The organism is Sporosarcina cascadiensis, assembly GCF_009650995.1.
Lineage (GTDB): Bacteria > Bacillota > Bacilli > Bacillales_A > Planococcaceae > Sporosarcina > Sporosarcina cascadiensis.
Genome location: NZ_WHVV01000006.1, coordinates 17009 through 42978, shown reverse-complemented (window position 1 = coordinate 42978; position 25970 = coordinate 17009). Strand labels below are relative to the sequence as shown.

Annotated in this window: 28 protein-coding genes; 8 read left to right on the top strand and 20 right to left on the bottom strand. The window is 40.9% G+C overall.

Translation table 11 applies throughout. The features are described from left to right. The first annotated feature begins 28 nt into the window (after positions 1-28). From GDZ68_RS08085 to GDZ68_RS08070, 4 genes are all read left to right on the top strand, one after another. Complete coding sequence (locus tag GDZ68_RS08085; RefSeq protein ID WP_153721771.1) at positions 29-595, top strand: helix-turn-helix domain-containing protein; 567 nt, start codon at positions 29-31, stop codon at positions 593-595. Between the two features lie 116 nt (positions 596-711). Next, positions 712-1893: a site-specific integrase gene (locus tag GDZ68_RS08080; RefSeq protein ID WP_456242904.1), complete on the top strand. Its 1182-nt coding sequence runs from the start codon at positions 712-714 to the stop codon at positions 1891-1893. A 130-nt stretch (positions 1894-2023) separates the two neighbouring features. Further along, positions 2024-3103, top strand: a complete 1080-nt coding sequence (locus GDZ68_RS08075; RefSeq protein ID WP_153721769.1) for a type III polyketide synthase — start codon at positions 2024-2026, stop codon at positions 3101-3103. 1 nt (position 3104) lies between these two features. After that, entirely contained in the window at positions 3105-3632 is a 528-nt protein-coding gene (locus tag GDZ68_RS08070) for an isoprenylcysteine carboxyl methyltransferase family protein (protein WP_153721768.1), read from the top strand. 32 nt (positions 3633-3664) lie between these two features. Here the strand turns inward: GDZ68_RS08070 and GDZ68_RS08065 are convergent, their stop codons facing one another. Together GDZ68_RS08065 and GDZ68_RS08060 are read right to left on the bottom strand one after the other, a co-directional pair. Then, positions 3665-4963, bottom strand: coding sequence for an arsenic transporter (locus GDZ68_RS08065; protein WP_153721767.1), 1299 nt, complete (start codon positions 4961-4963; stop codon positions 3665-3667). 13 nt (positions 4964-4976) lie between these two features. After that, positions 4977-5324, bottom strand: coding sequence for an ArsR/SmtB family transcription factor (locus tag GDZ68_RS08060; RefSeq protein ID WP_153721766.1), 348 nt, complete (start codon positions 5322-5324; stop codon positions 4977-4979). A gap of 190 nt (positions 5325-5514) precedes the next feature. Here GDZ68_RS08060 and GDZ68_RS08055 point away from each other — a divergent pair, with 190 nt between their 5' ends. Then, a complete protein-coding gene (locus tag GDZ68_RS08055; RefSeq protein WP_153721765.1) occupies positions 5515-5934 on the top strand; it encodes a hypothetical protein in 420 nt (139 codons plus the stop codon). An 85-nt stretch (positions 5935-6019) separates the two neighbouring features. On the opposite strand, the gene GDZ68_RS08050 is transcribed toward GDZ68_RS08055, so the two are convergent. The 7 genes from GDZ68_RS08050 to GDZ68_RS08020 form a co-directional block, all read right to left on the bottom strand. After that, positions 6020-6580: a YdhK family protein gene (locus GDZ68_RS08050; RefSeq protein WP_153721764.1), complete on the bottom strand. Its 561-nt coding sequence runs from the start codon at positions 6578-6580 to the stop codon at positions 6020-6022. Between the two features lie 111 nt (positions 6581-6691). Continuing rightward, positions 6692-7018, bottom strand: a complete 327-nt coding sequence (locus GDZ68_RS08045; protein ID WP_153721763.1) for a four-helix bundle copper-binding protein — start codon at positions 7016-7018, stop codon at positions 6692-6694. 105 nt (positions 7019-7123) lie between these two features. Next, positions 7124-7210: a multicopper oxidase domain-containing protein gene (locus GDZ68_RS18205; RefSeq protein ID WP_228551057.1), complete on the bottom strand. Its 87-nt coding sequence runs from the start codon at positions 7208-7210 to the stop codon at positions 7124-7126. Between the two features lie 313 nt (positions 7211-7523). After that, positions 7524-8255, bottom strand: coding sequence for a thermonuclease family protein (locus GDZ68_RS08035; protein ID WP_153721762.1), 732 nt, complete (start codon positions 8253-8255; stop codon positions 7524-7526). A gap of 18 nt (positions 8256-8273) precedes the next feature. Continuing rightward, positions 8274-8615: a fluoride efflux transporter FluC gene (locus GDZ68_RS08030; RefSeq protein ID WP_153721761.1), complete on the bottom strand. Its 342-nt coding sequence runs from the start codon at positions 8613-8615 to the stop codon at positions 8274-8276. Next, positions 8612-8989, bottom strand: a complete 378-nt coding sequence (locus tag GDZ68_RS08025) for a fluoride efflux transporter FluC (protein ID WP_153721760.1) — start codon at positions 8987-8989, stop codon at positions 8612-8614. The genes GDZ68_RS08030 and GDZ68_RS08025 overlap by 4 nt, the downstream gene beginning before the upstream one ends. A 24-nt stretch (positions 8990-9013) precedes the next feature. Then, positions 9014-9802, bottom strand: a complete 789-nt coding sequence (locus tag GDZ68_RS08020) for an alpha/beta fold hydrolase (RefSeq protein ID WP_228551050.1) — start codon at positions 9800-9802, stop codon at positions 9014-9016. A gap of 115 nt (positions 9803-9917) precedes the next feature. On the opposite strand from GDZ68_RS08020, the gene GDZ68_RS08015 reads away from it, so the two are divergent. Further along, complete coding sequence (locus GDZ68_RS08015) at positions 9918-10433, top strand: gamma carbonic anhydrase (RefSeq protein ID WP_153721758.1); 516 nt, start codon at positions 9918-9920, stop codon at positions 10431-10433. 158 nt (positions 10434-10591) lie between these two features. Here the strand turns inward: GDZ68_RS08015 and GDZ68_RS08010 are convergent, their stop codons facing one another. The 6 genes from GDZ68_RS08010 to GDZ68_RS07985 all read right to left on the bottom strand — a co-directional run bounded on the left by GDZ68_RS08010 (position 10592) and on the right by GDZ68_RS07985 (position 19349). After that, a complete protein-coding gene (locus tag GDZ68_RS08010) occupies positions 10592-11989 on the bottom strand; it encodes a sodium:solute symporter family transporter (protein WP_153721757.1) in 1398 nt (465 codons plus the stop codon). Between the two features lie 50 nt (positions 11990-12039). After that, the gene (locus tag GDZ68_RS08005; protein ID WP_194841097.1) at positions 12040-13641 is read right to left on the bottom strand and encodes an N-acyl-D-amino-acid deacylase family protein; all 1602 of its coding nucleotides are present in this window, start codon (positions 13639-13641) and stop codon (positions 12040-12042) included. Beyond that, entirely contained in the window at positions 13634-14923 is a 1290-nt protein-coding gene (locus tag GDZ68_RS08000; protein ID WP_228551049.1) for a YgeY family selenium metabolism-linked hydrolase, read from the bottom strand. Before GDZ68_RS08000 ends, GDZ68_RS08005 begins: the two co-directional genes overlap by 8 nt. Continuing rightward, positions 14871-16097, bottom strand: a complete 1227-nt coding sequence (gene dpaL / locus GDZ68_RS07995; protein ID WP_153721755.1) for a diaminopropionate ammonia-lyase — start codon at positions 16095-16097, stop codon at positions 14871-14873. Before dpaL ends, GDZ68_RS08000 begins: the two co-directional genes overlap by 53 nt. Before the next feature lie 333 nt (positions 16098-16430). Next, positions 16431-18182, bottom strand: a complete 1752-nt coding sequence (locus tag GDZ68_RS07990; protein WP_153721754.1) for a sigma-54-dependent Fis family transcriptional regulator — start codon at positions 18180-18182, stop codon at positions 16431-16433. 309 nt (positions 18183-18491) lie between these two features. Then, positions 18492-19349: a YitT family protein gene (locus GDZ68_RS07985; protein WP_153721753.1), complete on the bottom strand. Its 858-nt coding sequence runs from the start codon at positions 19347-19349 to the stop codon at positions 18492-18494. A gap of 318 nt (positions 19350-19667) precedes the next feature. Here GDZ68_RS07985 and GDZ68_RS07980 point away from each other — a divergent pair, with 318 nt between their 5' ends. Beyond that, complete coding sequence (locus tag GDZ68_RS07980) at positions 19668-19832, top strand: Fur-regulated basic protein FbpA (RefSeq protein WP_153721752.1); 165 nt, start codon at positions 19668-19670, stop codon at positions 19830-19832. Positions 19833-19885: 53 nt separating this feature from the next. Here GDZ68_RS07980 and GDZ68_RS07975 read toward each other — a convergent pair whose 3' ends face one another. From GDZ68_RS07975 to GDZ68_RS07965, 3 genes are all read right to left on the bottom strand, one after another. Next, on the bottom strand, positions 19886-21049 hold the full coding sequence (locus tag GDZ68_RS07975; protein ID WP_228551048.1) for an MFS transporter: 1164 nt from the start codon (positions 21047-21049) through the stop codon (positions 19886-19888). After that, positions 21046-21666 (bottom strand): TetR/AcrR family transcriptional regulator, encoded by a 621-nt coding sequence (locus tag GDZ68_RS07970; protein ID WP_153721751.1) that lies wholly within the window; start codon positions 21664-21666, stop codon positions 21046-21048. Before GDZ68_RS07970 ends, GDZ68_RS07975 begins: the two co-directional genes overlap by 4 nt. Positions 21667-21794: 128 nt before the next feature. Further along, a complete protein-coding gene (locus tag GDZ68_RS07965; protein WP_153721750.1) occupies positions 21795-22028 on the bottom strand; it encodes a YkuS family protein in 234 nt (77 codons plus the stop codon). Between the two features lie 183 nt (positions 22029-22211). Here GDZ68_RS07965 and GDZ68_RS07960 point away from each other — a divergent pair, with 183 nt between their 5' ends. Further along, positions 22212-22793, top strand: a complete 582-nt coding sequence (locus GDZ68_RS07960) for a hypothetical protein (protein ID WP_153721749.1) — start codon at positions 22212-22214, stop codon at positions 22791-22793. A 274-nt stretch (positions 22794-23067) separates the two neighbouring features. Here the strand turns inward: GDZ68_RS07960 and GDZ68_RS07955 are convergent, their stop codons facing one another. Both GDZ68_RS07955 and metK read right to left on the bottom strand, forming a co-directional pair. Beyond that, positions 23068-24507 (bottom strand): amidase, encoded by a 1440-nt coding sequence (locus tag GDZ68_RS07955; RefSeq protein ID WP_228551047.1) that lies wholly within the window; start codon positions 24505-24507, stop codon positions 23068-23070. A gap of 119 nt (positions 24508-24626) precedes the next feature. After that, complete coding sequence (metK, locus tag GDZ68_RS07950) at positions 24627-25838, bottom strand: methionine adenosyltransferase (RefSeq protein ID WP_153721748.1); 1212 nt, start codon at positions 25836-25838, stop codon at positions 24627-24629. Between the last annotated feature and the right edge of the window lie 132 nt (positions 25839-25970).

The following is a 25970-nucleotide window of genomic DNA, read 5'->3' as shown; positions in this document are numbered from 1 at the left end:
ATACAATTTACAAGAGGGGTGAATATTAATGGATGTGAAATTGGTTGGGGAAAGAATCAAAGAACGCAGGTTAGAACTCGGGTTAACTATGCAAGAAATCGCTGATAAAATTAATGTTAATAAGTCTACAATACAGCGATATGAAAGTGGAAAAATAAGCGATATCAAAACACCGATAATAGAATCAATAGCAAACTTCCTTGATGTAAGTCCTTTATGGATACTTGGAAGAACTGAAATTAAAGTTCATAGCGAGAGATACGAAAAGGCAACGCATTTAATGAACCTAAATTATAGATCTGTAATGAATTGGAGTGAAGATCAAGCCTTCAGTGAAGTAGATACTGTCATCATAAGAGAACATTTCCATGACTTTTTATCACATTACAAAAAAATAATAGAGAAACTCGCTAATGCGCAGTACAGATGGCGATCGTCAGAAGAGACTTATTTTAAATTGTATAAAGACAGACTAACCGAAGAAGAAATTAGAGAACTTTTTTTAAAGAATGAAATAGAACGAGAGTTAGATGCAGCTTCTGAGTGGATAAAAGCCTTACCTAGTTGGATAGCAAGAAACGAAAGCTCTAAGTAAGTAAATAAAGCGATATTAACTTTTCTAAACAAAAAAACAAGGATACTGAGATAAATATATATTACACTTACCCCTTTCTGTCCATACGCCCGCCAAGCTTGGAAGGAATGGTAAACGTGAAACTGCATAAATCAATTAAAGATCCCGAACTGTATCATTATTTCAATGCAAAGAAAGAAAAACTGTGGATGTATCGCCATAAGTATTATGATGGTTTAGGAAAACGGAAGGAAAAGAAAAAAAGCGGCTTTAAAACAGAAAAGGCAGCTATGACAGCCCTCCTGGAAGTAAAGGCTGCCACGCTGCGTGGTGAACATAAACAAGTTGAACAAGATCAAATGACTGTTGGCCAATGGCTAGATATTTGGTATCAAGCGCATAAGAACGATTGGAAAATCACCTCGCGTAGACAGCGTGAGATGGCTATACGTTTGCAAATGAAGCCATTGTTAGGACATTACAAGTTGCAAAAGTTAGACCGGACAACTTATAAAAAAGAATTCCTGAATGTGCTGGAGAAGAAATATAAACCTAGTACAGTAACGCTGCTCCATACACTTTTTAAAATCGCTATCAATGCAGCTGTGGATGATGAAATGCTTGGTAGAAACCGTTTCACTAAAATCACATTAAGCTCGAGTGACGAGAAACAAGATAAGATAGAGAACTACTTCACCCCTATTGAGTTAGTAACTTTTTTAGATGCCGCCAAGCTACACGAAAACATTACTAACTATTCCTATTTTCTGACGCTTGCTTATACAGGATTGAGAAGAGGTGAAGCGTTGGGCCTTCATTGGAATGACATTGACTTTAAAAAGAAAACTATTACAGTGAAGCGAACTCGAGACAACTTAAACACCAGATCACCCAAAACCAAAAACAGTTATAGAACTATTCTAATTGATGATGTACTAGTCAATCAATTAAAGTCATATCGTAAATGGTGTATGGAGAAAAAACTTTCGTATGGAGAAAAGACTGCTGGTGAATCGTATGTCTTCCTGTCTTATGATTCGGGTGAACCCGCTTCTTGTTCCAGTATCATGTATTCTATGAAACGTGTTATTGGACTAGCCGAATTGCCTGACGTTACGTTACACGGTTTACGCCATACTCACGCCACTATATTATTGAACCGCGGATCAAATGTGAAAGTAATTGCTGATCGTTTAGGTAACTCACCTAAAATGATTTATGATATTTACGGTCATGTATTGGAAGAATTGGAATCAGAAACTGTTAACTCATTCAATCAAGGTTTAGAAGAAATTGGGGCTAATACTGGGGCTAAATAATATAAGAACCCTTGTAAGCATTGATATGAAAGGGTTTCTAAATGTATAACATTCTATTGCATATAGTCTACAAGAAGCCACTGCGTATTTCATTGCTCAGGCTCAACATTATTTTTAACGGAGGTTGCGTATGCCAACAATTCATTCTGTCAGTACAGTCAGTCCGCCTGTTGAAATCAGACAGGAAGACGCCATGTCATTTGCACGTTCCCTATTCTCTGATTCATTCAAAGATATAGACCGCCTGCTGAAAGTATTCAGAAACGGCGAAATTGAGACGCGGCAAGTTTGCATGCCGATTGAATGGTATGCTGAGCCGCATGATTTTGAAACAAAGAATGATTTATATATCAAACACGCAGTAGAATTAAGCAAACAGGCGGTGGAACAATGTCTGAATGATACATCCACTTTGGAACGCCCGGTGGATCCGGCTGAGATTGATGCGATTTTTTTCATTTCCAGCAGCGGAATCGCGACGCCGAGCATCGATGCCCGCCTCATTAATCAATTGCCGTTCCGTCATGATGTTAAACGCATTCCTATTTGGGGGCTGGGCTGTGCAGGCGGCGCAGCAGGCATGAGCCGGGCATTCGACTACTGTAAAGCCTACCCCGAATCAAACGTGCTCGTCATCGCCGCGGAACTATGCAGTCTGACATTTCAGCGAGATGATGTATCAAAAAGCAATCTTGTCGGTGTTTCATTATTTTCAGACGGAGTTGCCTGCGCACTTGTGTCAGGTAAGCAGTCGACTATTAAAAACACTCGCCCCATGCCGGTAATCCGTGCAACCTCTTCCCGATTCATGCCGGATTCAGAAGAAGTTATGGGCTGGGACATTAAAAATGACGGCCTGCATGTCGTATTTTCAAAGAGTATCCCGACAGTCATCACAAGCTGGCTCGGCCCTTTTGTCCACCAGTTTGTCGAAGACCAGGAATTATCTATGGATGACGTAGAGCACTTTGTTGCCCACCCGGGAGGCAAGAAAGTGCTGCTGGCATATGAGAAGGCTCTTTCTATGGAAACAGAGCAGACCGCCATCTCAAAAAGAGTATTACAGCAGCACGGGAATATGTCTTCCCCGACCGCACTGTTTGTGCTGAAGGAATTTATTGACCAACAGCCTGCTGCGGGTGAATACGGACTAATGGCTGCACTTGGTCCAGGTTTCTGTGGAGAACTTCTGCTGCTGGAGTGGCAATGAGATGAACAGTTTATTTCTGTTCGTTTTCACGATTGTCGTGATTCAAAGACTCGTCGAACTGGTCGTTGCCAAGCGCAATGAAATCTGGATACGCAGCGAGGGAGCTGTTGAAATAGGTGCTTCACATTATAAATGGATGGTGCTGATGCATACGGCATTTTTTGTATCGCTGCTTATAGAAGTTCTGGCGTTCAACCGACCCCTTCCCGTTTTATGGGGACCTCTGCTCGCAGTCTTTTTACTGATGCAGATTCTGCGTATCTGGTGTCTATCCTCACTCGGGAAGTTCTGGAATACTAAAATTTTAATCCTGCCGGGTGCTGACGTCCAGAAGAAAGGACCTTACAAATGGCTGCGCCATCCGAATTATGTCATTGTAACAACAGAACTGCTTGTACTGCCATTGATGTTCAGCGCCTATTTCACAGCCACGTTATTTTTCATTCTGAATATCTGGATGCTTTCAGTGCGTATTCCGGCGGAGGAAAGAGCTTTGCGGGAACTTACAAATTATAATGAAGTGTTTTGATTGAAGAAAAGGCCATTTAGAATGGCCTTTTTTTATTGAATGAAGGACAGCCATGCATACAGTCCGACCAATGTAATAAACAGCGTAGGGAGCGTTAAAATAATACCCACTTTAAAATAGGATCCCCAACCGATTTTTATTCCCTTCTGCGAAAGTACATGCAGCCACAGCAAAGTGGCCAGTGAGCCGATCGGCGTGATTTTAGGTCCGAGATCAGATCCGATGACATTGGCATAAATCAGAGCTTCACGTATGGAACCTGTTGTGCTCGTTTCTGCGATGGCCAGTGCATCGATCATCACTGTCGGCAAATTATTCATAACAGACGATAAAAAGGCAGCTATAAAGCCCATTGAAATGGTGGCCACAAATAGTCCCTGGTCAGCAGCAATTTGAATAACACCGGCCAACACACTGGTCAAGCCGACATTTTTCAAACCATACACGACCACATACATACCAATAGAGAAAAACACGATTGCCCAGGGAGCATCTTTCAACACTTGTTTTGGTCGCACTACAGAACTTCTGCTTGCCATAAACAAGAAAAAAACCGCGATGATTCCCACAATGAAGGAGACAGGTACATTCAAAATGTCACTCGAAAAATAACCAATCAGCAGAATGCCTAGGACTATCCAAGTTAGTTTGAACATTTTCATGTCCTTTATCGCTTCTTTAGGCTGTTTTAAATCTGACACATTGTATTGACCGGGTATACTTTCACGAAAAAATAAATAAAGAACAGTAATACTGGCAACCAATGCAAATAAGTTAGGTACAATCATCCTGGAGGCATACTCAGCGAAACCGATCCCAAAAAAGTCTGCTGATACAATATTAACTAGATTACTAATTACAAAAGGCAATGAAGTAGTATCGGCAATAAATCCACTGGCGATAATAAAAGGAAAAATCATTTTTTCACTGAAATTCAAATTCCTGACCATTGCCAGAACAATCGGCGTCAAGATCAACGCAGCTCCATCATTTGCAAATAGGGCGGCTACAACAGCTCCCAGAATACTCACATAAATGAACATCCGGATTCCGCTCCCTTTGGCGAAACGCGCCATATGTAGTGCCGCCCATTCGAAGAAACCTATCTCATCCAGAATCAACGAAATAATGATGATGGCAACGAATGCCAATGTCGCATTCCATACGATGGCTGTAACGTCCATCACATCACCAAAGTCAACAACGCCGAATAACAAAGCGAATACGGCACCGATGCTTGCAGTCCAACCTATAGATAAGTTTTTAGGCTGCCAAATAACAAAAACTAACGTAATAGCAAAGATTGCTATCGCAATCACAGTAGTACCCAATAAATCCCCCTCCTTAACTGCATAAGATACGCAAACCCTGTTTTTCTAAGTTCTTAATCAAGTCATCCTGATCTGGCAATTGGTTAAGAATACTTTCAATCAGTGGATAATCAACATGGTCAGTATTGATCGAATAGAAAATCCATTGTCCTCTTCGTTCTTCTTTTACTAACTCGATATCTCTCAACTTTCGAAGATGCTGGCTAATCGCGGGTTGGCTCATCTTAAATATTTCAACAAATTCACATACACAACACTCATGCGACGTAAGCAATTTCAGCATAGTTAAACGCGTCCTGTCACCTAATAACTTTAAGAGTAATGCAGCTCTCTGCAAATCCACAGTTTCTTTTGTGTTCATATCGAACCCTCCTCATTTTCAGCATATAATTATATACTTATATAAGCAAGCATAGTTTTCCTGAATTTCCTTTCCTGTGTTTAAATGGTTAACATTTATGTAAAATCCCTTATTGCCAATTAATGAAACTTGACCTTCATTGCGAACGTCTAAATGGTAATGAGAAATTATATATTTGGAGGTAATTCCAGTGAATGAAAGAGCTATGATTGCAATCTTGACATCAGTATTCATAGCGTTGGTATTAGCGGGGTGTCAATCAAAAAAGGCGCTATTGATGGATGACGTTAGTGATATAAAAGAAATTTCTATTTCCAAATCAACTGATTTTGGTAAGCTTAATGATAATTTCTTTGCAACTTTTGAGGACTCAAAAGAATTAAACACGTTTAAAAAAGCCTTCATAACTGCTGAAAGAGGGAGAGTAAAACTTGAAGGTGTTAATTATGATTTACTAACTACTGACGATAACGGAGGTAATTACTTGTTACAGTGCTATTTAGGTGAAGAGGGAGAACAAAGTGCATTTTTTTACATTGGTCACGAAGACAGGATATATTTTACGTCTGAAGAAATAACGACAGAATTGAGAAAGATTATTAAGCCGTAAATCTGAGAAAGACCTTCGTAATTTGAAGATCTTTCATTTTCAGGGGAATAAATATTCTTTCTATAAAATAACTAAAAATGTAATTTTATTTGGAAGAAAGCTCACCATCTGTCACCCACTTATGATTTGTCACTCGTTCTCCGCCAGTAGTTGGCGTGTAATCAATCATATATACGGTCGTTTGTTTGGACGAGTCAATGACTCCTGTCGCTCCTTTCATCCCTTTCATATGATCAGCTTCAATTATCGCTTCACTTCCAGGATCTAAAACTTTATCCCCGGCATCTTTTAGCTCTTCTTGAATTACCCATTTATGATTTTCTACTCGTTTACCGCCAGTTGTCGGTGTATAGGAAAGAGAATAAGCTACCGTATCATAGGCACCTACTATGGTTGCTTCCGCATCTTTCATTCCTTCCATATGATCGGTCTTAATAATTGCATTGCTTCCGACTTTATATGTTGGATTCTCTGCCGCTTTCAATGTGTCGGGAACTTCACCTGAGCCAGAATGTTCCATGTCCATATTTTCATGGGTAGATTCGTTTGTAATCGCCGTGTTATCGTTTTCGTTACTGTTGTCTTTGCCACACCCACTAATTATGATCATAATCGAAATACTTAATATGAGAAAATATTTTTTCATTCCCTGTCCCCTCCATACTTAAATTAAAAATTGTTCTAATAAATAAAAAGAGCCAATGCAGAAAACAATAAATTTTCTGCATTGCCCAAGCGGTTCTAACCTTAAAATCTGTTAAGCTATCATTTTTCGGCAGGCTTCTGCACACTTTCTGCAAGCCTCTGCACAACGTTGACAATGATCATGCTCATGTTTAGCACATTCTTCTGCACATCGTTCACAAATATCTGCGCATAGCTCCATTATCTGACTCGTAAAAGGACTGTTTCGCGTAATCGCTTGTGCTGTAAAAGCACAAATATCTGCACATTCACGGTCCAAGCGAATGCACTCAGCCATCATCTTGACATCTTCCTCTTTTAAACATGCGTCGAAACAATTGTTGCATGCCTCTAAACATTCTAAACATGCTTTTAGACATTCTTCGTAATTCCTATTCAAGGAATCACCTCCCGCCAATTTATGTTCAGTAGTACTTTGCCCTTTACAGTCTATTTAAAACGTAAAAAAGCAAACTCCTTAAAAAATCTTTTTTTACCCCTATTATTATGATAAATATAAATGACATCTTTCCTCGCCATTTCGTGATAGAATTTTAAACAACGTTCCGTGAATATGGAATGGATGAATCATTCCACCTATCCTGTCGGGTTTATTGTAAATCTTTCAAACTTCAGTAACACCTATCTGTTGTGTAATATTAATTCGATCCAGATCATATTTCTTGCCTTCTGTAGTCAGCTCAGAAAAGTCATATCCTATTCCCCTTATCCAATATCAACACATAAGCATATCCTTATATCATCAAGAGTGTTATTTCCTGGTTTTATTTATCAGAGCGTGCTGAGTCTTGATTCGTGCGCAAACCTGCATAATACACGATAGTATGCCTTTGCCATAAAATACAGCAAAGGCGTATTGTCAGGCAGATTTGTAATTCCGTCAGTCACTCACAAGCCACGCCGTCTTGATTGCGGTCCAGATGCTTCGCATAAGCAGAGTGCCCCTGTTTTACACCATCCGGATATTTCTTTCGGAGTTCTGTACAGTTTGTAAAGTTTTCGATTTTTCCTGATGTTTTCTGCCCCATATTATTCACAGGATAAGCATCGCTGTCAAATCCGCGGTCTGTCGCGTAATCCTCCAGTGTCCAAATCCCGATGCCAGACTGTTTTGCCTGCTTTTCAGCTTTCTCAAACCTATCCAAATAACGGGTATTCGGAGGATAGACATAAGCCACTCTCGCCAAACCTTCTTTCAATAATTGTTCCTGTACACTTTTGCCGTCTATGTAGATATACGCCAGCAGCCTGCCGTACTTATCGTATTTATCGCCGATATCGAACTCGATTTCCAACTGCCCTTTTTGCAGTAATTCCTGATTACGCACTTTAGCTTGCTGGCCAAATGGCTGTTTACCGAGACGCGGATGATTTGTTTCGGGTGTATCAATCAATAAGTAGCGTACATTCTTTTCTTCGCCTTCATACATAATCTTGATAGTATCGCCGTCAATCGTCTTAACCAATTCAACTGGAATCAGTCCTTCACGACTCGGTTCTGCATCCTCATCACCCAGCAATTCCGGATAATAAAATGCAAGTATTGCGATGGCAAGCGCAATCAGAAAGGAACTGAACCATTTTTTCGTTTTCTTATTGTTCTTTCTATTACTCATCGTTTCAAATCCTCTTTTCTACAGACAGTAGCCAATATACGCCAAGCTAAGTCCGAGTCCAAACGTCAGCAGTGTATAACCTGCTGCCCGTCCTTTTTGTCCTTCTATCCAATACGTCCAAATCTCTTTCATCAGCGTAGAGTATGTCGTCAGCGCCCCCGCCACACCCGTCGCCCAAAACAGTGTCCACGGCAATGACAGTTCCAAACCTGCAATCCAGCCAATAAAAAAACTTCCGGCACTGTTGACCAGCAATGTACCGAATGGCAAAACGCTTCTGTTCAAGAGCCTGGAAATTTCAAAACGCATCATCGCGCCGATCAATCCGCCGCAGCCAACTGCAATTATCTGCCAGATCATTGTGCCGTCACCTTCTTTGCCAATGAAAAGCCCAGCGCCGCCATAGCAAGACCGCCCAGCAAACTCATTATAATATAAACGCCGGCAAGAACGAGCAGCCCGTCTTCAAGCAGCCTGATAGTTTCCAGGCTCACTGCTGAAAATGTTGTGAACGCACCAAAAAATCCGACTGTTATGGCAGACACCAGAATTGGTGATAAACTGCCGCTGAGCCCCGCCCGCCCGACCAGGAAACACAGCAATAATGTACCGGTTATATTGACGATAAATGTCGCAAACGGAAACCCGTCGTTTGCCCCAAATAACCATCCGATCAGCAAACGGGCGACAGCACCAATTGCACCGGCCGCGCCTATAAACAATCTTTCCTTCATTTGTTCACGTCCCAATTAAAGCTTTCATTCAATTACATAGCCCAGCGAACGAAGTACATTATGCATGAATGAACGCGTATAGAGATAAACTTCTTCCCGTTCAGGCTCTTGCATGACATCATGATATAATTCTTTCCATCGCTTATACTGAAGCTCAGATAAGTTTTGTGACTGCACCCATTTATATGAGTAGCTTGGGTCCGTAATTTTATCCGCTTCCCCTGTATGCAATAGAAAAGGCATATTTTGTATGGCCGAGTCCTTCTGCATGACATTTTTCATCAGAAGCTCTAACTCCCTGTACCAGCCAGCTGTAATAAGCGATACATACAGCGGATCGTCTTCATACTGCTCCAAGAATACGGGATTTCTGGACAGTAAAGAAGGCTGTATCTCATGGTTAAGCTTCATGGCATGTGCCAGTTTTGTCAGCATTTTTGCGAGGAGCGGCGGATGATGTTCCAAATGAAGCCACGGGGAAGAACAAATAATGCCCGCACTTTCCACATGTTCCGTTTGCAGCAACCTCAGCAAAAATGTCGCACCTAAGCCATGTCCGTATAAAAATATGGGCAGGCTGTCATCCAAGCCCGTCTGAATCAATTGTTTGATGAACCGGCGATATTCTTTAAATGTTTCTGAGTGAACTTTCACTCCTTCTTTGCCATGGCCGGGTAAATCTCCTGTTACCACATGAAAGCCGTCGCTTCTCAATTGCTGAATGAGCCAAGCGTACCGGCGATGATGCTCATAGGCATTATGGACAATGACCACTGTTGCTTTCGGCTGTCCTTCTGCTTCCCATTTCCACATGGACATCACTCCCTTAGCTTTCTTATTTATGGAATGCCCTTATTTTCTTTCGGAAAAACCAAATGTTTGATAGGATAAATTATACATGATTTTTTAGGGAAAGAGGAGATTTGAATTGATATATCCTTATGAAGGAAAAATGCCGGAGATTGACCCGTCCGTATATATCGCGGATTATGTCACGATTACAGGAGATGTGACGATCGGACCCGAGTCGACTATTTGGTTCAATACGGTTATACGCGGGGATGTATCTCCCACAATTATCGGACGAAAAGTGAATGTGCAGGATTTTTGCTGCCTTCATCAAAGCCCGCGGTTCCCATTGGTTTTGGAAGACGAAGTGACGATTGGTCACAAAGTGATGCTGCACAGTTGTACGATCAAAAAAGGAGCTCTCATCGGCATGGGCGCGACCGTGCTCGACGGTGCGGAAGTCGGCGAAGGAGCTTTTATTGGCGCAGGCAGCCTGGTGACACCAGGTAAAAAAATTCCGCCCAACACGCTCGCACTTGGTTCACCTGCGCGGGTCGTCCGCGAATTGACTGATGAGGACAGAGCCGACATGACTCGTATTGTGAACGAGTATGCACGTAAAGGCCAGTTGTATAAGGCATTGCAAGATGAATAATGAAGAATGCACCCGCTCCTTTTTGGAAGGGGTGCTTATTTTTGGTTGTTTGTTCAATTGCTTTACTTCGACATTTCGGATGGATGCTATATGGAGGCTTTGCTTCTCAATCCCATAAACTGAGTATCTTTTAAAAAGTTAGTATGGATAACTGTATTTTATTCTTTTGGATAAGCTGTTGGAGCAATGTCTACGCCACGCCGTAATTCAATTTGGTTAACTACTAAGAAAGTAATTAAACTAGCTGAACTTCCCATGATTACAGCCATAATACCAAATGGATTCTCTAGTATTTCCCAAGTAATTCCTACAACAGTACCTACAATTATAGACGCCAGGCCTGCATTTTTTGTAACTCTTTCAACGAGCAATCCTAGTAAGTATGCAGCAAATGGTCCTGTTGAACGAATTGTAAACGCAAATACAAGAAGCGGAATTATTTGTTGGCTAAAGAGAGATATACCAATTGCGCCGACACCTGTTATAACGACTATTAAACGAGATGCTTTCAATTCAGCTTGATCTTCTAATTCCTTTTTGAAAATATTGGTGTGCACATCTTTAATATAGACTGAAGCCACTGCAAGCAAATTCCCTGAAGCACTAGAAAGTGTAGCCGATATGACACCCGAGAGAAGTATTCCAGCAATAACAGGGGGTAATAATTCAACTGATACTGTTGCCAATGCACTATTTTCTTCGATGTTTGGGAATGCAGCTAATGCAATTAATCCAAGTACCGCTGGAATAAATGCATATAACGTCATCAATCCACCACACATTATGGAACCCCATATTGCAGTTTTTTCATCTTTAGCAGCATAGTAACGTTGAACGGCTTCTTGACCCGTGGAAAAGGTCATAAAGTATAAAACGATGAATCCAAGTATCGTACCCCAACCGATTTTTGTGAAACCTAATTGTTCTTTTGGAATTTGACTAATAACATGCTCCATTCCCCCTGCATTAGATAAAGCAAAAGGTACCGCTATAGCAAATCCAATTACAATTATGAAGAACTGTACAAAATCGGTTAATGTGACACTCCACATGCCACCCAAAAACGTATAGAAAACAACAATAGCTCCTGAAATTATAATAGCCAGCTTTAAATCAAAACCAGTCAACACATGGACTATGGAAGCGGTTGCAGTAATCTGTACTGCAGTCAGTGCTGAGGAAGCAACTATTGACAATATGCTTGCTATTAATTGGCTTGACTTTCCATATCTTCGTCCGATTACTTCTGGAACTGTTGTAGCCATAGCCCTTCTCATAAATGGTGCTACAAAGGAAACTAAAATTATCGCTATACCTGCAGATACTACATACCATCCCGCAGAAAGACCCCATTCGCCGTAGGCTTTGGAGGCCACTCCTACAGAACTTCCGCCACCAATTTCAGTGGCTGCTAATGTTCCAGCAAGCATGATTGGTCCTAATCTTCTACCTGCTAAATGATAGTCTGCACTATCTTTAATTTTTGTTTTTGCATAAAAACCGATTCCAACCATTGCCAGCATGTAGACTATTATAATACTCCAAATAATTGTCATATCTATCCCCCTGTCTTATGCTTTTGGTATTTAGATGCCTCATGTATGAGTTAGTTATTGTTTATATATTCCCGAGTAAAGACCTTACCTGAAGGAGTACGATACGCATCTTCCCCTTCAATAACGACATCACCGTTTACGATTACATAATCTATACCGATATTAAATTGACGTGGATTTTCAAAAGTAGCCTGGTCTATGATTGTATCTGGATCAAAAACTACTATGTCAGCAGCCATACCCTCTCTTAAAATGCCGCGGTCTTGCAATCCAATAATTCGCGCAGGCTGAGACGTCATTCGGCGAATCATATCTTCGAGTGTGGTTACCTTTTCTTCACGAACATATTTTCCAAGAATACGAGGGAAGGAACCATATGCTCGAGGATGCGGTTCACCACCCAGCAGTCCGTCAGATCCTACTGTTCCTGCTGGATGGGCCACAATACGCTTGACCGATTCTTCATTCATTACGAAGTCGATCATACCGACACCGTTCTTTTCATGGTGAATTAAATCTAAAGCGGTCTCTCCCTCGCTCTTACCATCAATTCCGGCGATTTCCGTAACGGTTTTACCGACACAATAAGCTTTTTCTTCCGATTCTACTGAAGTAATGATAATTCCATCCCAGCCAGCCCACTTAGACATGCTGTCCCAACCTTTTAGGGCTGTCTTCATTTCAGTAATAATTTTCCCACGCAATTCTTCATCCTCTAGTCGTTTCAGCATCTCCTCTGTTCCACCGTCATGTGCCCACGGAGGTAGGATTGCGCTGAACATGGTACTTCCTGCAATATAAGGGTATTGGTCAAATGTTACTTCTAATCCACTTTCACGGGCCTTATCGATTTTTTCAAGTACTTTTTCTGTCTTATGCCAGTTATCTCTGCCACAGTTTTTTAGGTGGGAAATATGCAAATGAGCACCACATCTTTTCATCATGCTGATCAGTTCATCCATTGACTCTAATATCTCGTCACCTTCACTGCGCTGGTGAATAACTAAAGGTGCGCCATATTCTCCCAACACTTCACACAAGGCTTCCAGTTCATTCATTTCAGCAAAGCAGCAAGGCAGATATATTAAGCCTGTTGACATTCCCACCGCTCCTTCATTCAAAGAACGTCGCAGAACTGTAACCATTTGCTTAATCTCCTCATCTGTTGCCGCTCGATTTGCTAACCCCATTACTTCCATCCGGATATTCCCGTGCGGTGCTAAAACCGCTAAGTTATAACTTGGTTTATTCTTTTTAATCTTTTCTATATAGTCGCCAAGCGTCTCCCAATCCCATTCTATTGGAGGAGTGCCGTTAAGACCTGCTAAGTTTTTCTGCCAAGTAGATATAAATTCAGGAGGCAGCGGTGCTGCTGCAATGCCATCTTGACCCAATAAATCTGTAGTAATTCCTTGTCGAACTTTTGCTTCAATCAAGGGTTCATCCAGAATGACAAGATCAGAGTGTGTATGCATATCGATAAAACCCGGAGAAACAACATGGTTCTTAGCATCAATTACTCTTTTCGCCTTTTGGTCGTTCAACAGTCCAATTTCTTCTATCTTTCCATTTGTCACTGCTAGATCCGCATAGTACCAAGGTGATCCGGTTCCATCAACAATTCGTCCGTTTTTAATAAGTAAATCAAACATGTGCATTCCCCTTATCTTTTAAGTTAATTAAAGTTCCAATTATCGACATATATCCAGTAACCGCTTTCTCCAGTTGCCCAATTTCAATGTATTCATTATCGATATGTGCCAGTTTTTCTAAAGATGGTCCAAACCCTAGTGTTGGAATATTCGCTTCGCCTGCAAAGTGACTGCCGTTTGTACAGAAAGAATAATGCGATATAGTTGTTTCAGGAAGCACTTTCTTGAGATTTTCAAATGTATCATGGATAAACGGTTCATCTTTATCAAATAACCAGGCTGGGAAAAATCTTTCCGCTTCAATTACACTTCCTGTGTAACAGCTTTCATTTCCACTCGAGAAGGAAACTTTGGCTTTCAGTTCGGGATCTTCTTTCATGGACTCATCAATTAACTCTTCAATAGGCCGAAGTACGCTCTCACGAGTTTCATTAACTAACAGTCTGCGATCGAAAGTGACACTTGTGCGAGATGGAATTACTGACGCTCCAGGGTATGGGGAGGAAATAATATCAGTCAATTCTAAAATACCTTTTCCAAGAACAGGATGATCGCTTACCTCTAATTTCTGAATTTTAGATAGCAAAGTAACCATCTTATTCACAGCATTTATGCCGGCTTCAGGGTTCGAGGAATGGGCCGGCTTTCCGAAAGTTTCCAGAAGAATTTCTGCTCTGCCACGCTGTCCATTATTGAGTTGCAGATTGGTCGCTTCCCCAATCACGACATAATTGGGTTTGAATTGAGCGCTTACATTACGGGTAGCCACCCCTTCAAAACATTCTTCATGGACACTGCAGGACACAACTACTTTCCCAGGAAAATTTTTGTCGCAGTCTCTAGCGTAATAGGAGGCAGCTAATAACATGGCGCTGACTGCTCCTTTCATGTCGGAAGTCCCGCGGCCGAATATTTTTCCGTCGCGAATACTTCCACTGAAAGGATCTTCATCCCAATTACTTTCTTGAACGGGCACGGTATCTATATGACCATCCAAAACAATCGTTGGACCATCTGAATGTCCATTAATAATTGCTGCGACGTTACCTAGTTCATCTATTTGTACCTGATCAAAACCAATTTTTTCTGCATACTGCTTTATATATTCGGCTACTTTTCGCTCTTCTCCAGACAGACTCGGAATCTTAACAAGTGAACTACATAATTGCACAACTTCTTCAGAACGTTCTTTTGCCAACATAATCATATCTCCTTTATTTTTAATTTTTTCATTGAACCGGTAAAAAACCATCCCAGACGATTTTTCTATAGTTTTCCTCATCCGTATCACCTTCAGTGTTGATTACCAAAACGCGAGATTCGTCGTTTAACTCTAATTCGGCAGTTATAGAGTGATTCTTCATGAATTTCTTCAGATAATAGACGGCACCTAAAGTTACGGAACCCGACTCTCCTGAAATTACGCGCGGATCACTCTTTAGTGGATTTCCATATACTCTCATGCCTGTCGTTGCGATAGAGTCATCACAGGATAGTACTCCTGCTGCGCTGCCTCTTAGAAGCTTAAATGCTTCCGTATTTGGTTCTCCACAGGCTAATCCCGCCATCTCCGTAGCCATCAATCCGCTTACAAATGTTCTTTCACCATTATCGGTAATGAAAGATTGATAAAAGCAGTCGGCTTGATCAGGTTCAACTATGACAATCTTAGGTGCCTGCTCCCCATAAATTTTTAAAAAATATCCTGCAATTCCCGCTGCAAATGAACCGACACCTGCCTGCAAGAACAGGTGGGTAGGAGGAAGATCCGTTGTCTCGTTCCATTGTTCCACAATTTCATAAGCTATTGAGGAGTATCCTTGCATAATCCATAAAGGAATCTCTTCATATCCTTCCCATGCAGTATCTTGCACCATTACCCAGCCATTTTTCTCTGCCAGTCTGGCACATATTCTAACAGTATCATCATAATTGACATCTTGGATTTCTGCTAAAGCTCCTTCATTGCGAATCGCTTCCAAACGTTGTGCAGAGGAACCTTTCGGCATGTAGATAACAGATTTGAAACCGAGCTCCCTTGCTGCCCAGGCCACCCCTCTACCGTGATTCCCATCAGTTGCAGATATAAATGTCACATCCCCCAGTCTTTCTTTAACAGAAGGGTCCTTTAATTTCTCAAAAGATAAATCTTCAATTTCTTCACCCAACTGATTGGCAATATATTTAGCCATCGCGTAAATCCCACCCAGCACTTTAAATGCATTTAGACCAAATCGCTGAGACTCATCTTTGGCCATCAATATTGAAATTTGCAAATGATCTGCCAAGTGAGCCAAGCTATATAATGGTGTGTGTGTATAAGATGGATGGGTCTTTTGAAAGTTCAATATTTCTCTTACATTCTCCTTATCAAAGTTTTTAAGATCATTATCTTTAAAGTTTTTATGTTGGAAGTTATTCTTCACCCATTTTAATTGCTTTTCATTTTTTGTCATGTCGATACCCCCCTGTTTCTTTACGGTATAACTTTGCTTTCACACAACTCTCTCCCTTCTTATGTATCAATGTAAAGATATGAAGATGAAATATATATGAGAAAAAAATGACTGATTGTTATATCAGACAATATTACAATTCTGATTTTTTCTCTCTGCCTATTACTATTGCAACTTCCATGCCAACTTCTAAAACACTGATTTAAACAGACTTTGTGAGATAATGATAATTAAATAGTAAAACGAAAAGTATCTAATTGATACTTTCAAAACGTGTTATGTGACTAGATCAATTACTGCTGTAACTTAAACTAAAAAAGTATCACAATGATACTAAATATCATTGTGATACTTTTTTAGTTTTCTAAACAATGTCGCACGGCTAATTCCTAATAACATCGCCGCATCTTCGATATTTTGATTGTTTTTCTTTACAAACTCAACCGTTTTTTTAATATGGTCTCTTTCTAATATTTCTAACGAGAAAATATTTGGGACCTCATTTAAATTTTTCAAAATTAATTTATTATCTATTAGGTTTCCAGCGTTTTCTAAAGTAATATACCCATTTTGTATAAAGTTAAATAGGTATTCTACAAAGTTCTTTAATTCGCGAACATTTCCCTTCCAGGGGTATTGAAGCAACTTATCCATAACATTTTTTGAGAAACCTAGAACATTCGCATTAAATATCTCATTATATTCACTTACAAAGTAGTCACATAAGGATACAATATCTTCTGGCCGACTTCTTAAAGGAGGTATGCTCATAGGTATGACATTTAAACGGAAATACAAATCTTCCCGAAAAAGGCCTTCATTAATCAACTCACTGAGTTCGCGGTTAGTGGCTGCGATAATTCGTACATCGATTGGAATTATTTTATTTCCGCCGACCCGTTCAATTTCATTTTCTTGTAGGACTCTTAATAGCTTAACTTGTAAATGTAACGGCATTTCTCCTATTTCATCAAGAAAAATTGTCCCACCATTAGCCAGTTCAAACTTTCCTACTTTCCCAATATTACTTGCACCAGTAAAAGCTCCTTTTTCATATCCAAATAGTTCACTCTCAAGTAAATTCTCAGGGATGGCACCACAGTTTACTGCTATAAACATATTTCCTTTTCGCTTACTGACTTGGTGAATTGCCTTAGCAAACACTTCTTTTCCAGTCCCGCTCTCTCCCTGAATCATTATTGTGGATTTTGACTGAGAGGCTCGGAATGCATAAGCTTTCACTTCATTAATTTGCTTACTGGATCCTACAATATGTTGAAGTGATTTCATCTGTTCTTCGCTGACTTTCTCGGCCATATCCTGAATTCTTTCCACGTCGACTATGGTCAGCAATGTTTCCTTTGATTGGTTTTTACCCAATATTTCTTTTTTAGTAACAATAAGTGATTTTTGAAATAATTGATGATGCAATTCAAAAGTTTGATGTTCTACAATTTCAATATTTAATACCTTTTCAATGAATCTTGTTACATATTCAGGCTGTGGATTATTTTCAGTGATACCTAATATCTTCTTGGCCTGTTCATTAATCTCGATAATATTTGTATTTGGTTCAGTTATTAAGACACCTTCTTGTACGAGGTCTAACATTTTAATCATTTTTTTATTATGCATTTCCAGTTCGTCCATCATATTAAATTGGTCTAATTTACTTGCCAGAAGATCTGCCATTCTATCCAGAAAAGTTAGTATTCCTTCAATATTTTCGAATAACCTATCTTGCTGTTCTTTATTAAATGCCAGCAATCCTATTACACCTATTGCTTGACCATGAACCATAATGGGCACGCTAACTTCTCCCATTTCTATACAATTCCTAAAGAACATACAGCTTGAGCATATTTCCTCAAATCCGGGATTCTTAATAATGATCGGTTTTTCTTTGTAAAACACTTCTTTGTAAACAAGGTCACCTTCCAATCTTTTCAATATGTTCACTTGCATTTCTCCTGTACATGCAATACGTATAAATTCATGATTCACAATTTCAACTTCAATTTTTAATACTGCTGCGGTAGCTTCTGCTATACTTTGAACAATTGATTGGATATCCATTAGATTCATTTGTCATCTACCACCTTGTAATTACTCGTTTTCAATAGACCACACTCTTTAACAATAACAAATTATCATTTTATGATCACATAGTTTTTCATTTCCCACAAGCAACTAAAGTTAATAGCAGATAATTTACATCGAATTATTTCCCTTACCATTATCCAATATTAAATGACATATAATTATTACATAGCGTGTAACCAGCACTTCGCATGAAAATATTGGCAGCATCTTCAATTCCGTCAGTAAATGACCTTTCATCTACTCAAGATTCCAAGCTGCAAAAAAGCCAGGCAAATGCCTGGCTTTCATTCATTATACTAGTTTTTCGCCTTCTTTTCTAAAAAAGCCGAAGATGCCGACGGTCTGGACGATATTTGTAAATGCCTTAGGATCTGTTTCGTTGATAATCCGCTCCAAATCATACAATTCGTAACGCGTGATGACGACATACAGCATATTTTTATCTTCTTTTGAATATGCACCCTTTGCAGGCAGAATCGTTATCCCCCTCACCATTTGGCGGTGAATTGCCTGCTGAAGCTCGTCAGCCTGCCTGGTGATAATCATGGCAGTGACCTTTTCGTGACGCGTATGAATCATATCGATTACTGATGTGGTGACGTATAGAGCAATCATCGTGTACAATGCGTTTTCAGGTTTATATAGAATTCCGGCAAAGACAATCAGAATCCCATTCAATAATAGAAAATAAATTCCAATCGGTTTATCCTGCATACGCGATAATATCATCGCGACAATGTCCATTCCTCCTGTAGATGCCCCTAATTTCAAAGACATTCCTACTCCTACACCTGCCAGCACACCGCCAAATACTGCATTCAGCATAATATCATCTGATACAGAGCTAAGCGGCAAAATCGCCAAGAATAAAGTGGTGAACGCAACAGAGACGATACTGTAAATTGTAAAGCCCTTACCTACTTTGAACCATCCCAAAATGAAAACCGGAATATTAAATAATAGCAGCAGAACACCCGTACTAACCGTTATATCCATATAATCCGTCAAGATACTTGAAACCAACTGTGCAGCACCTGCAAAACCGCTCGCATAGACATTGGCGTTTATTAGAAAGAAGTTCAAAGATACAGCCATAATGAATGCACCTAAGATAACCACAGCAATTCGTTTTGCTTCAATAAAAAACATAGCAACCTCCCTGTAATGTCTTACTTTTTTATGCATGAAATTGATTATAGCTATTCTTTCCACACATTGGTAGCCATAAACAAAAAAACAGCCATATTGGGCTGTTTTTCTGCTTAATATGCCATCTATCCACCTTCTGCTGCGATTACCGTGCCATTGACACAGTTGTAAACATCTGAAGTAGAGAACATTACTGCTGTCGGTTGCATCCATCGCCGTATGCAAAGAAAAATTTGCACTATTGAAACTTTTCCGCAGAAGTTTAGAAAGAGCAGTAAATGGCTATAGTTAAGAAGGGTATCAAGGAGGAAAAGTACGATGAAGACAGCTGAAAATATTTTAGAAACAAAGCGTGATGAAGTTATTGAAGAATTGGTCTCAAATGGGGTATTTAAGATCGACGGCAAGCAGTTGTACGAGCTGCCGCTTCAATCATTAATGAAAGAATATCAAACAGTTGATAATCTAGAGACACAAATGTAATCCAATAATGACAGACGTCACCGATTCATTCGGTGACGTCTTTTTTCGTGCTGTTACGCCTCTTCCATCGATGTCTTAGTTCTTCTGATTATACGGTACAACATCATCAACACGACTGCGACTCCCAGCCCTATACCTACTACTGTATATTGGAAACGGATCGCAGGGAAACCTGCTAGTCTTGCAATACCATCCAGTACAAGTGGCGAACTGAACTGTCCGACATAAATAGAGCTTGAAATGGCAGCAATCACTTTGTCACTGTGTAAAGGATTCACTAAGCCCAGTGCTTTGACGTTGATGATCGGAAAGAGAATCCCCTGTCCAAAACCAACCATACATGTACAAGCCAATATAATCGGGACTGAGTGACTCAAAGCTAAACCGGTAAATGCAATACCCATCACCAGTAAGCTGATTGGAATAATATAAGACTTCAGCACATCCTGTAGCTGAATCAACGTCAGGCTCGTGATCATTCCGCCAACTGTCGTAAATGAAATGACGGTACCCGCCAGTTCTGAACCGCCTATATTACTTTGTTCAAGATATAATGCCATATTCGTAGCAACTGAATAATAGACGAGCATGATACCCGCTGAAGCTAACGCATAGCCATATATCGCTAGTGGCAACTTTAATTTAGGTGTATCTTTCTCTTTTTTACGAGGCTGATCTTTTGGTAAGAAGACATAGACCATGATAAAGATTACTACACCCATTAAATAGACGTTAAATGGTGCCCGCCAGCTGATCGATGCCAAATAACCTGCCAGCATCATGGTTAAAATCCCGCCAAAATTACTGAAAGCGGAGTTATAGCCCATCAATTTGACTTGTTCTCTACCATTGAAGTGGTCACTGATCAGCGTAATCCCGAGTGGCATGACTAAACCTACACCTGCACCCAAAATAAAACGGAAAGCAAGAAGCATCTCAATTGTATTCGTAAACTGTGCGCCTACCCCTGCAATTACATAGATCGATAACCCAATAAGCACAATGATGCGTTTCGAAATTTTACTCGTTAAGTAACTCGAGATAAAAGTAAATGGAATAATAAACAAAGAAGGTGCTGTCAAAATCAGCTTGATCATGACCGGATCAGCATCCGAGAAGTTCGAAGCAATTAATCCAAGTGCAGGAGAAATCGCTGCACCCGCCATAACGGTCGCCATTGAAATCGCAATAATCGTTGGTTTCAGCATACGGTTCATGCGTGCTCCCCCCGATCTTCACAAGGTTTCAACTGACGCAGCACCTTATCTACAGACACCTCGATCGGCACCATTTTACGTGCATTGGATAACAGTAATCCATGAACCAAAGACAAATGGTAAATCGCCAGTTCTTCAGGATCCCCTTCAATGAAATCACCGGTTATCTGGCCTCTTTCAATAATCAGAGCAATCCGAATCACCATGGAACGATATCTTTCCACTATGTTTTCTTTTGTTTCTGCAGGTAAATGATCTGAATATAGAGCCTGCATGATAAGAATATGACGGTAAACTCCATCTTTCAACGGTCCGGAATGTGTGACATCTGTCAGCCATTCCAATTGCATCAGCGGGCTTTCGGATTGTTCTTCTGCTTCATCAATTACTTCGATTAACGTTTCCAGCAATTCTATCAGAACGGTAACGTATAATTCTTCTTTTGATTTGAAATAATGATAGAACAAACCGTGGCTTAGTTCTGCCTTGTTCGTAATTTCACTAATTTTAGTTGCCGCAAAACCTTTCATCCCAAATAATTCGATTGCTGCATCCTTCAGCTGCTGCTGCCGAATATCACGGATTTCTTTAAACTTTTCACTTGTTCGGGGTGACATAAACGATACTTCAACTCATTTCTAATTATTGATTGACTCACAAGTCAATGTTGAACAGTTTACTGTTTTAGACAACTTCTGTCAATAAAAAAACGGTTCTCCAATTGGAGAACCGTTTTTAAGCTATATTAACGTTGCAATCTCTTTTCCACATCATCAACGATATCCTGTACCGAATTCCCTTCGATACTTACCACAGGGAAGTCGAATTGATCTATATTTACATCACTCAACGCTCTGACGACGCCCATATCATAACCTTTCACTTCTTCATCACTTTCGAACATTTTTACTTCATGTCCTTTTTCCTCCAACGCCTGTTTTACATCATCAAATGGTTTTTCTACTGCAATTTTAGCCATTAACAATTCCTCCTCAAGATTATGTTGTGTATTTCTTACTAATATGTATTTTCCCCAGAACCGATAAACTAAACACATTTCATGTTAGCTTCTTTCATCAATCCAGGAATAGCGCGGTTCAAATCAGCTCGAAATGGGTATTTTATTGGAAAGAGGAACTTCAGAATTAAAGGAGAGGCTAACATGTTCGGTATGAAGGACCTGATTGGATTGACAATATCTGCCTTCATCATATTACCCGTTGTAATTTTCATACGGGAAGCAGGTTATTTTTTAATCAGCGGGTTATTCGGCGTAAAAAATCCAAGATTGACGATTGGCACAGGTCCCCGGCTCTTTACTTTTCTGATCTTTGACGTTCGAAAATATTATCACGTCTACAGCTGGTTTTCTTTTGATTCTATAAAATCAGACAGAAATTTCGCTTATATATGTATCTATGCGGGTCCCATCTTGATAAATCTCTTCATCGCCCTGATCATCAACGCACTGCTTGCGAATGGTTACTGGGAAGAATTCAAGACGTTTTGGAACCGGTTCATCTTTTATGCTTTCTATTACGTGCTGTTTGATATAATTCCAATGAAAACGTTTAACGGCAAGCCGAATAACGGCATGGTCATTTACGAACTTCTGCGCTACGGAAAGCGGGTCGACTACAATGAAGAACCGCTTATTCCCGGCACGACAGAGGTGGAAGAAGAGTACCAGGAGCAAATCAAACAAATTGAGAAAGTTAAAGAACAGATCGAAGAAGATGAATAAGAAGTGAAGACGGTCAATGAATCAGTTTTTAAGACTCGCAGCGAATGAGCGTCTGTCTGCAGCGGGATGCCCTCACCTGGTGTACCGCACGGATTACGGGGCAGAAAAGCCGCCGTTCAATTCACGGACAGCGGAACAATTCAAGTTGAGGACTTTCCAGTTACAGATTCCTTGGACGTGCGTTTCTTACAAAAGATTATCAGCAAAAAGACACAGCGGTAAATCGTCTGCAATCTCTGCCGGAAAGCGCTGGAAGAGACCGTGCCACTGTTTTTCAAATGAATGAGGGAATCACGCGCGAGTAACCTGTAAATGCTTTCTCGAGCTTCTTCCCGAGCTTGAATAATGCATCTTCATTGCCGATTGAGCTCACCAGCTGCACAGCAATCGGCATGCCCTCAGCGTCAGCGCCAACCGGTACAGTCAAAGCGGGAAGTCCCCAGACATTTGCATAGGCGACATAGGGGATATAGCGGGCATAGGTTTTACGAATGGAGAATAATTCCTTATATACGATGCCATGTGCAGGCGCAGCCGAATGATAAACGGGCAAAATCAAAATTCGTTTGTCTAAATAGCGGGCCAGCTGCACATCCCTTTCTGCAATCATTGCTTCTATTTCCTTCACCCGTTCAGCAGAAGGTTTAAACAGCGATGCACCAATCAGCGCCCAAGATAAATAACGGTGCAGCTCTGTCCTTTTCCCCGCTTTGTCCATTAAATACTCCCTCACCGGCTGCACTGAGCGATGGCCGAATGCTTCCTTCGCCGCGCCATGCGCTCCGTCGATCGACATGATTTCCTGCCATAAAAGAGCGGTTTCATGGAAATAAGGCGGGATTCCCTCAGCCACAGATTGGTCGTCTGATAAAAAACCTTGAACTGTCTGCAAGAATCCTTCTGTCTGCTTGGAAAGAGGGAGATTCGTTTTTCCCAAGAATGTAAGGGTGAACTCTTCCAGTTTATTCTTTACCAAAGGCTTATTGGCAATGATTTCGTATATAAACTTGGCATCCCGGACAGACTTGGTCATCGGGCCGATGCCAAGCATTCGTTGCTGCAGCGGATGTTCTTCTGCAGGATAGCTGCCACAGGAAGAGACTTGGCGGTTTCCGGATTTAAAACCTATAATTCCATTGAAGTGGCTGGGTATGCGGATCGACCCGCCGATATCTGAGCCAATCCCGGCTGCCGCAGCTCCTAAGGCGATTGCCGCACCCTCCCCTCCGCTCGACCCGCCGACTGTCTTTGCCAGATCGCGCGGGTTATTCGTACGGCCATACAGTGTGTTTTCCGTCTCTTGACAAAAACAGAGAGCGGGCGTGTTAGTCTTACCGATAATGATGGCACCCTCTGCTTTCAGAAGCCGCACAATTTCCGCGTTATCCTCTGATACCCGGTTTTTTCGGTGCGGCAGTCCGCCAGTTGTCTGCATGCCTGCCACATCAAAGGATTCCTTCATACTGATCGGTACGCCGAACAGTTTGCCTTGCGCATTTCCTGACTTTCTTTGTTCATCAGCCCAATCCGCTTCCTTCAGCGCCTGGGCAAATCTTTCTTCCACCAAAAAATTCACCGCTGTATTAGTCGCTTTACACTGTTCAATAAATGCTTCTGTTATCTTCTTGGAAGTAATACGTCCACTGTCCAATTCAGCTTTCAGCTCTGCTGCATCCATATCAAGCACAGACTTTGTTTCCTGTATAGTCGTCATCCAAATGCCCCCTTTGGTTTCTGAATGTTCTATATATTAGATTATACTATTTGAGCATAGAAAAAAAGCAGAAAGAAGGATTTCCCTGCTTTCTGCTTTTTCTGCTCACTTCAATTCAATTATTGCTTAACGCCTGATTTGCCTGCAAGCTCTTTTAATGCTTCGACTTTATCTGTCTTTTCCCATGGCAAGTCAATATCCGTACGGCCAAAATGACCATAAGCTGCCGTTTGTTTATAGATTGGACGGCGAAGATCAAGCATTTTGATAATGCCGGCCGGACGCAGATCGAATAATTCACGGACAAATTCAACCAATTTTGATTCAGACAAACGGCCAGTATCAAAAGTATTGATTGAAATAGATACCGGGCTCGCGACGCCGATAGCGTAGGCAATCTGTACTTCACAGTGTTCTGCCAATCCTGCCGCTACAATATTTTTCGCGACATAACGCGCTGCGTAGGAAGCAGAACGGTCCACTTTCGTAGCATCCTTGCCTGAGAATGCTCCGCCGCCGTGACGTGCATAGCCGCCGTACGTATCGACGATTATTTTACGGCCTGTCAAACCTGCATCCCCTTGCGGCCCTCCGACTACAAAACTTCCTGTCGGATTGATAAAGTATTTCGTGTTTTCATCTAATAAATGTGCAGGGACAACTGCATTTATGACTACTTCTTTTACATCTTTTTCAATCTGCTCAAGAGTTGCTTCCGGGTGATGCTGTGTAGAAATAACAATTGTATCAATCCGCACAGGTTTGTTGTTCTCGTCATACTCTACAGTGACTTGTGTTTTTCCATCTGGACGCAAATAAGAGATAAGCTCCTCTTTACGCGCTTCAGTCAGACGGCGTGCCAGCTTATGGGAAAGGCTGATCGGCAACGGCATTAATTCGTCTGTTTCATTACAGGCATAACCGAACATCAAACCTTGGTCCCCTGCTCCAATTTCATCCAGCTCTTCATCTGACATGGAACCTTCACGTGCTTCCAATGCTACATTTACACTGGCCGCAATTTCAGGTGACTGTTCATCAATAGAAGTCAAAACAGCTGATGTTTCGTAATCAAATCCGTATTTCGCACGCGTATAGCCAATATCTTTTACGGTTTCACGCACAACTTTCGGGATATCCACATACGTTGTCGTAGTGATTTCTCCCATTACTAATACAAGTCCTGTCGTAATGCTCGTTTCACATGCTACACGAGCGTTTGGATCTTCAGTTAAGATCGCGTCCAGGATTGCATCTGATATTTGGTCGCACATCTTGTCAGGATGGCCTTCAGTAACTGATTCTGATGTAAACAGTCGACGGTTTGTCATTTTATTTCCCCCTATTAAGCAACATGATACGGTACTCTCATAAGTCCCTGGTAAAGTTCCACGCCTGAAATGACGTCAATCAAATACCATAAGGATTCAGGGCTAGACTAAATCTATTCCGCACCTGCGGAA

What these genes read in the sequence shown, in the direction of transcription:
- GDZ68_RS08085 (WP_153721771.1), top strand. Translation starts at nt 29, where the DNA reads ATGGATGTGAAATTGGTTGGGGAAAGAATCAAAGAACGCAGGTTAGAA.
- GDZ68_RS08075 (WP_153721769.1), top strand. Translation starts at nt 2,024, where the DNA reads ATGCCAACAATTCATTCTGTCAGTACAGTCAGTCCGCCTGTTGAAATC.
- GDZ68_RS08070 (WP_153721768.1), top strand. Translation starts at nt 3,105, where the DNA reads ATGAACAGTTTATTTCTGTTCGTTTTCACGATTGTCGTGATTCAAAGA.
- GDZ68_RS08060 (WP_153721766.1), bottom strand. Translation starts at nt 5,324, where the DNA reads ATGAACACAAAAGAAACTGTGGATTTGCAGAGAGCTGCATTACTCTTA.
- GDZ68_RS08050 (WP_153721764.1), bottom strand. Translation starts at nt 6,580, where the DNA reads ATGAAAAAATATTTTCTCATATTAAGTATTTCGATTATGATCATAATT.
- GDZ68_RS18205 (WP_228551057.1), bottom strand. Translation starts at nt 7,210, where the DNA reads ATGATTCATCCATTCCATATTCACGGAACGTTGTTTAAAATTCTATCA.
- GDZ68_RS08035 (WP_153721762.1), bottom strand. Translation starts at nt 8,255, where the DNA reads ATGAGTAATAGAAAGAACAATAAGAAAACGAAAAAATGGTTCAGTTCC.
- GDZ68_RS08030 (WP_153721761.1), bottom strand. Translation starts at nt 8,615, where the DNA reads ATGATCTGGCAGATAATTGCAGTTGGCTGCGGCGGATTGATCGGCGCG.
- GDZ68_RS08025 (WP_153721760.1), bottom strand. Translation starts at nt 8,989, where the DNA reads ATGAAGGAAAGATTGTTTATAGGCGCGGCCGGTGCAATTGGTGCTGTC.
- GDZ68_RS08020 (WP_228551050.1), bottom strand. Translation starts at nt 9,802, where the DNA reads ATGTGGAAATGGGAAGCAGAAGGACAGCCGAAAGCAACAGTGGTCATT.
- GDZ68_RS08010 (WP_153721757.1), bottom strand. Translation starts at nt 11,989, where the DNA reads ATGACAATTATTTGGAGTATTATAATAGTCTACATGCTGGCAATGGTT.
- GDZ68_RS08005 (WP_194841097.1), bottom strand. Translation starts at nt 13,641, where the DNA reads ATGTTTGATTTACTTATTAAAAACGGACGAATTGTTGATGGAACCGGA.
- GDZ68_RS08000 (WP_228551049.1), bottom strand. Translation starts at nt 14,923, where the DNA reads ATGAGGAAAACTATAGAAAAATCGTCTGGGATGGTTTTTTACCGGTTC.
- dpaL (WP_153721755.1), bottom strand. Translation starts at nt 16,097, where the DNA reads ATGACAAAAAATGAAAAGCAATTAAAATGGGTGAAGAATAACTTCCAA.
- GDZ68_RS07990 (WP_153721754.1), bottom strand. Translation starts at nt 18,182, where the DNA reads ATGAATCTAATGGATATCCAATCAATTGTTCAAAGTATAGCAGAAGCT.
- GDZ68_RS07985 (WP_153721753.1), bottom strand. Translation starts at nt 19,349, where the DNA reads ATGTTTTTTATTGAAGCAAAACGAATTGCTGTGGTTATCTTAGGTGCA.
- GDZ68_RS07980 (WP_153721752.1), top strand. Translation starts at nt 19,668, where the DNA reads ATGAAGACAGCTGAAAATATTTTAGAAACAAAGCGTGATGAAGTTATT.
- GDZ68_RS07975 (WP_228551048.1), bottom strand. Translation starts at nt 21,049, where the DNA reads ATGAACCGTATGCTGAAACCAACGATTATTGCGATTTCAATGGCGACC.
- GDZ68_RS07970 (WP_153721751.1), bottom strand. Translation starts at nt 21,666, where the DNA reads ATGTCACCCCGAACAAGTGAAAAGTTTAAAGAAATCCGTGATATTCGG.
- GDZ68_RS07965 (WP_153721750.1), bottom strand. Translation starts at nt 22,028, where the DNA reads ATGGCTAAAATTGCAGTAGAAAAACCATTTGATGATGTAAAACAGGCG.
- GDZ68_RS07960 (WP_153721749.1), top strand. Translation starts at nt 22,212, where the DNA reads ATGTTCGGTATGAAGGACCTGATTGGATTGACAATATCTGCCTTCATC.
- GDZ68_RS07955 (WP_228551047.1), bottom strand. Translation starts at nt 24,507, where the DNA reads ATGACGACTATACAGGAAACAAAGTCTGTGCTTGATATGGATGCAGCA.
- metK (WP_153721748.1), bottom strand. Translation starts at nt 25,838, where the DNA reads ATGACAAACCGTCGACTGTTTACATCAGAATCAGTTACTGAAGGCCAT.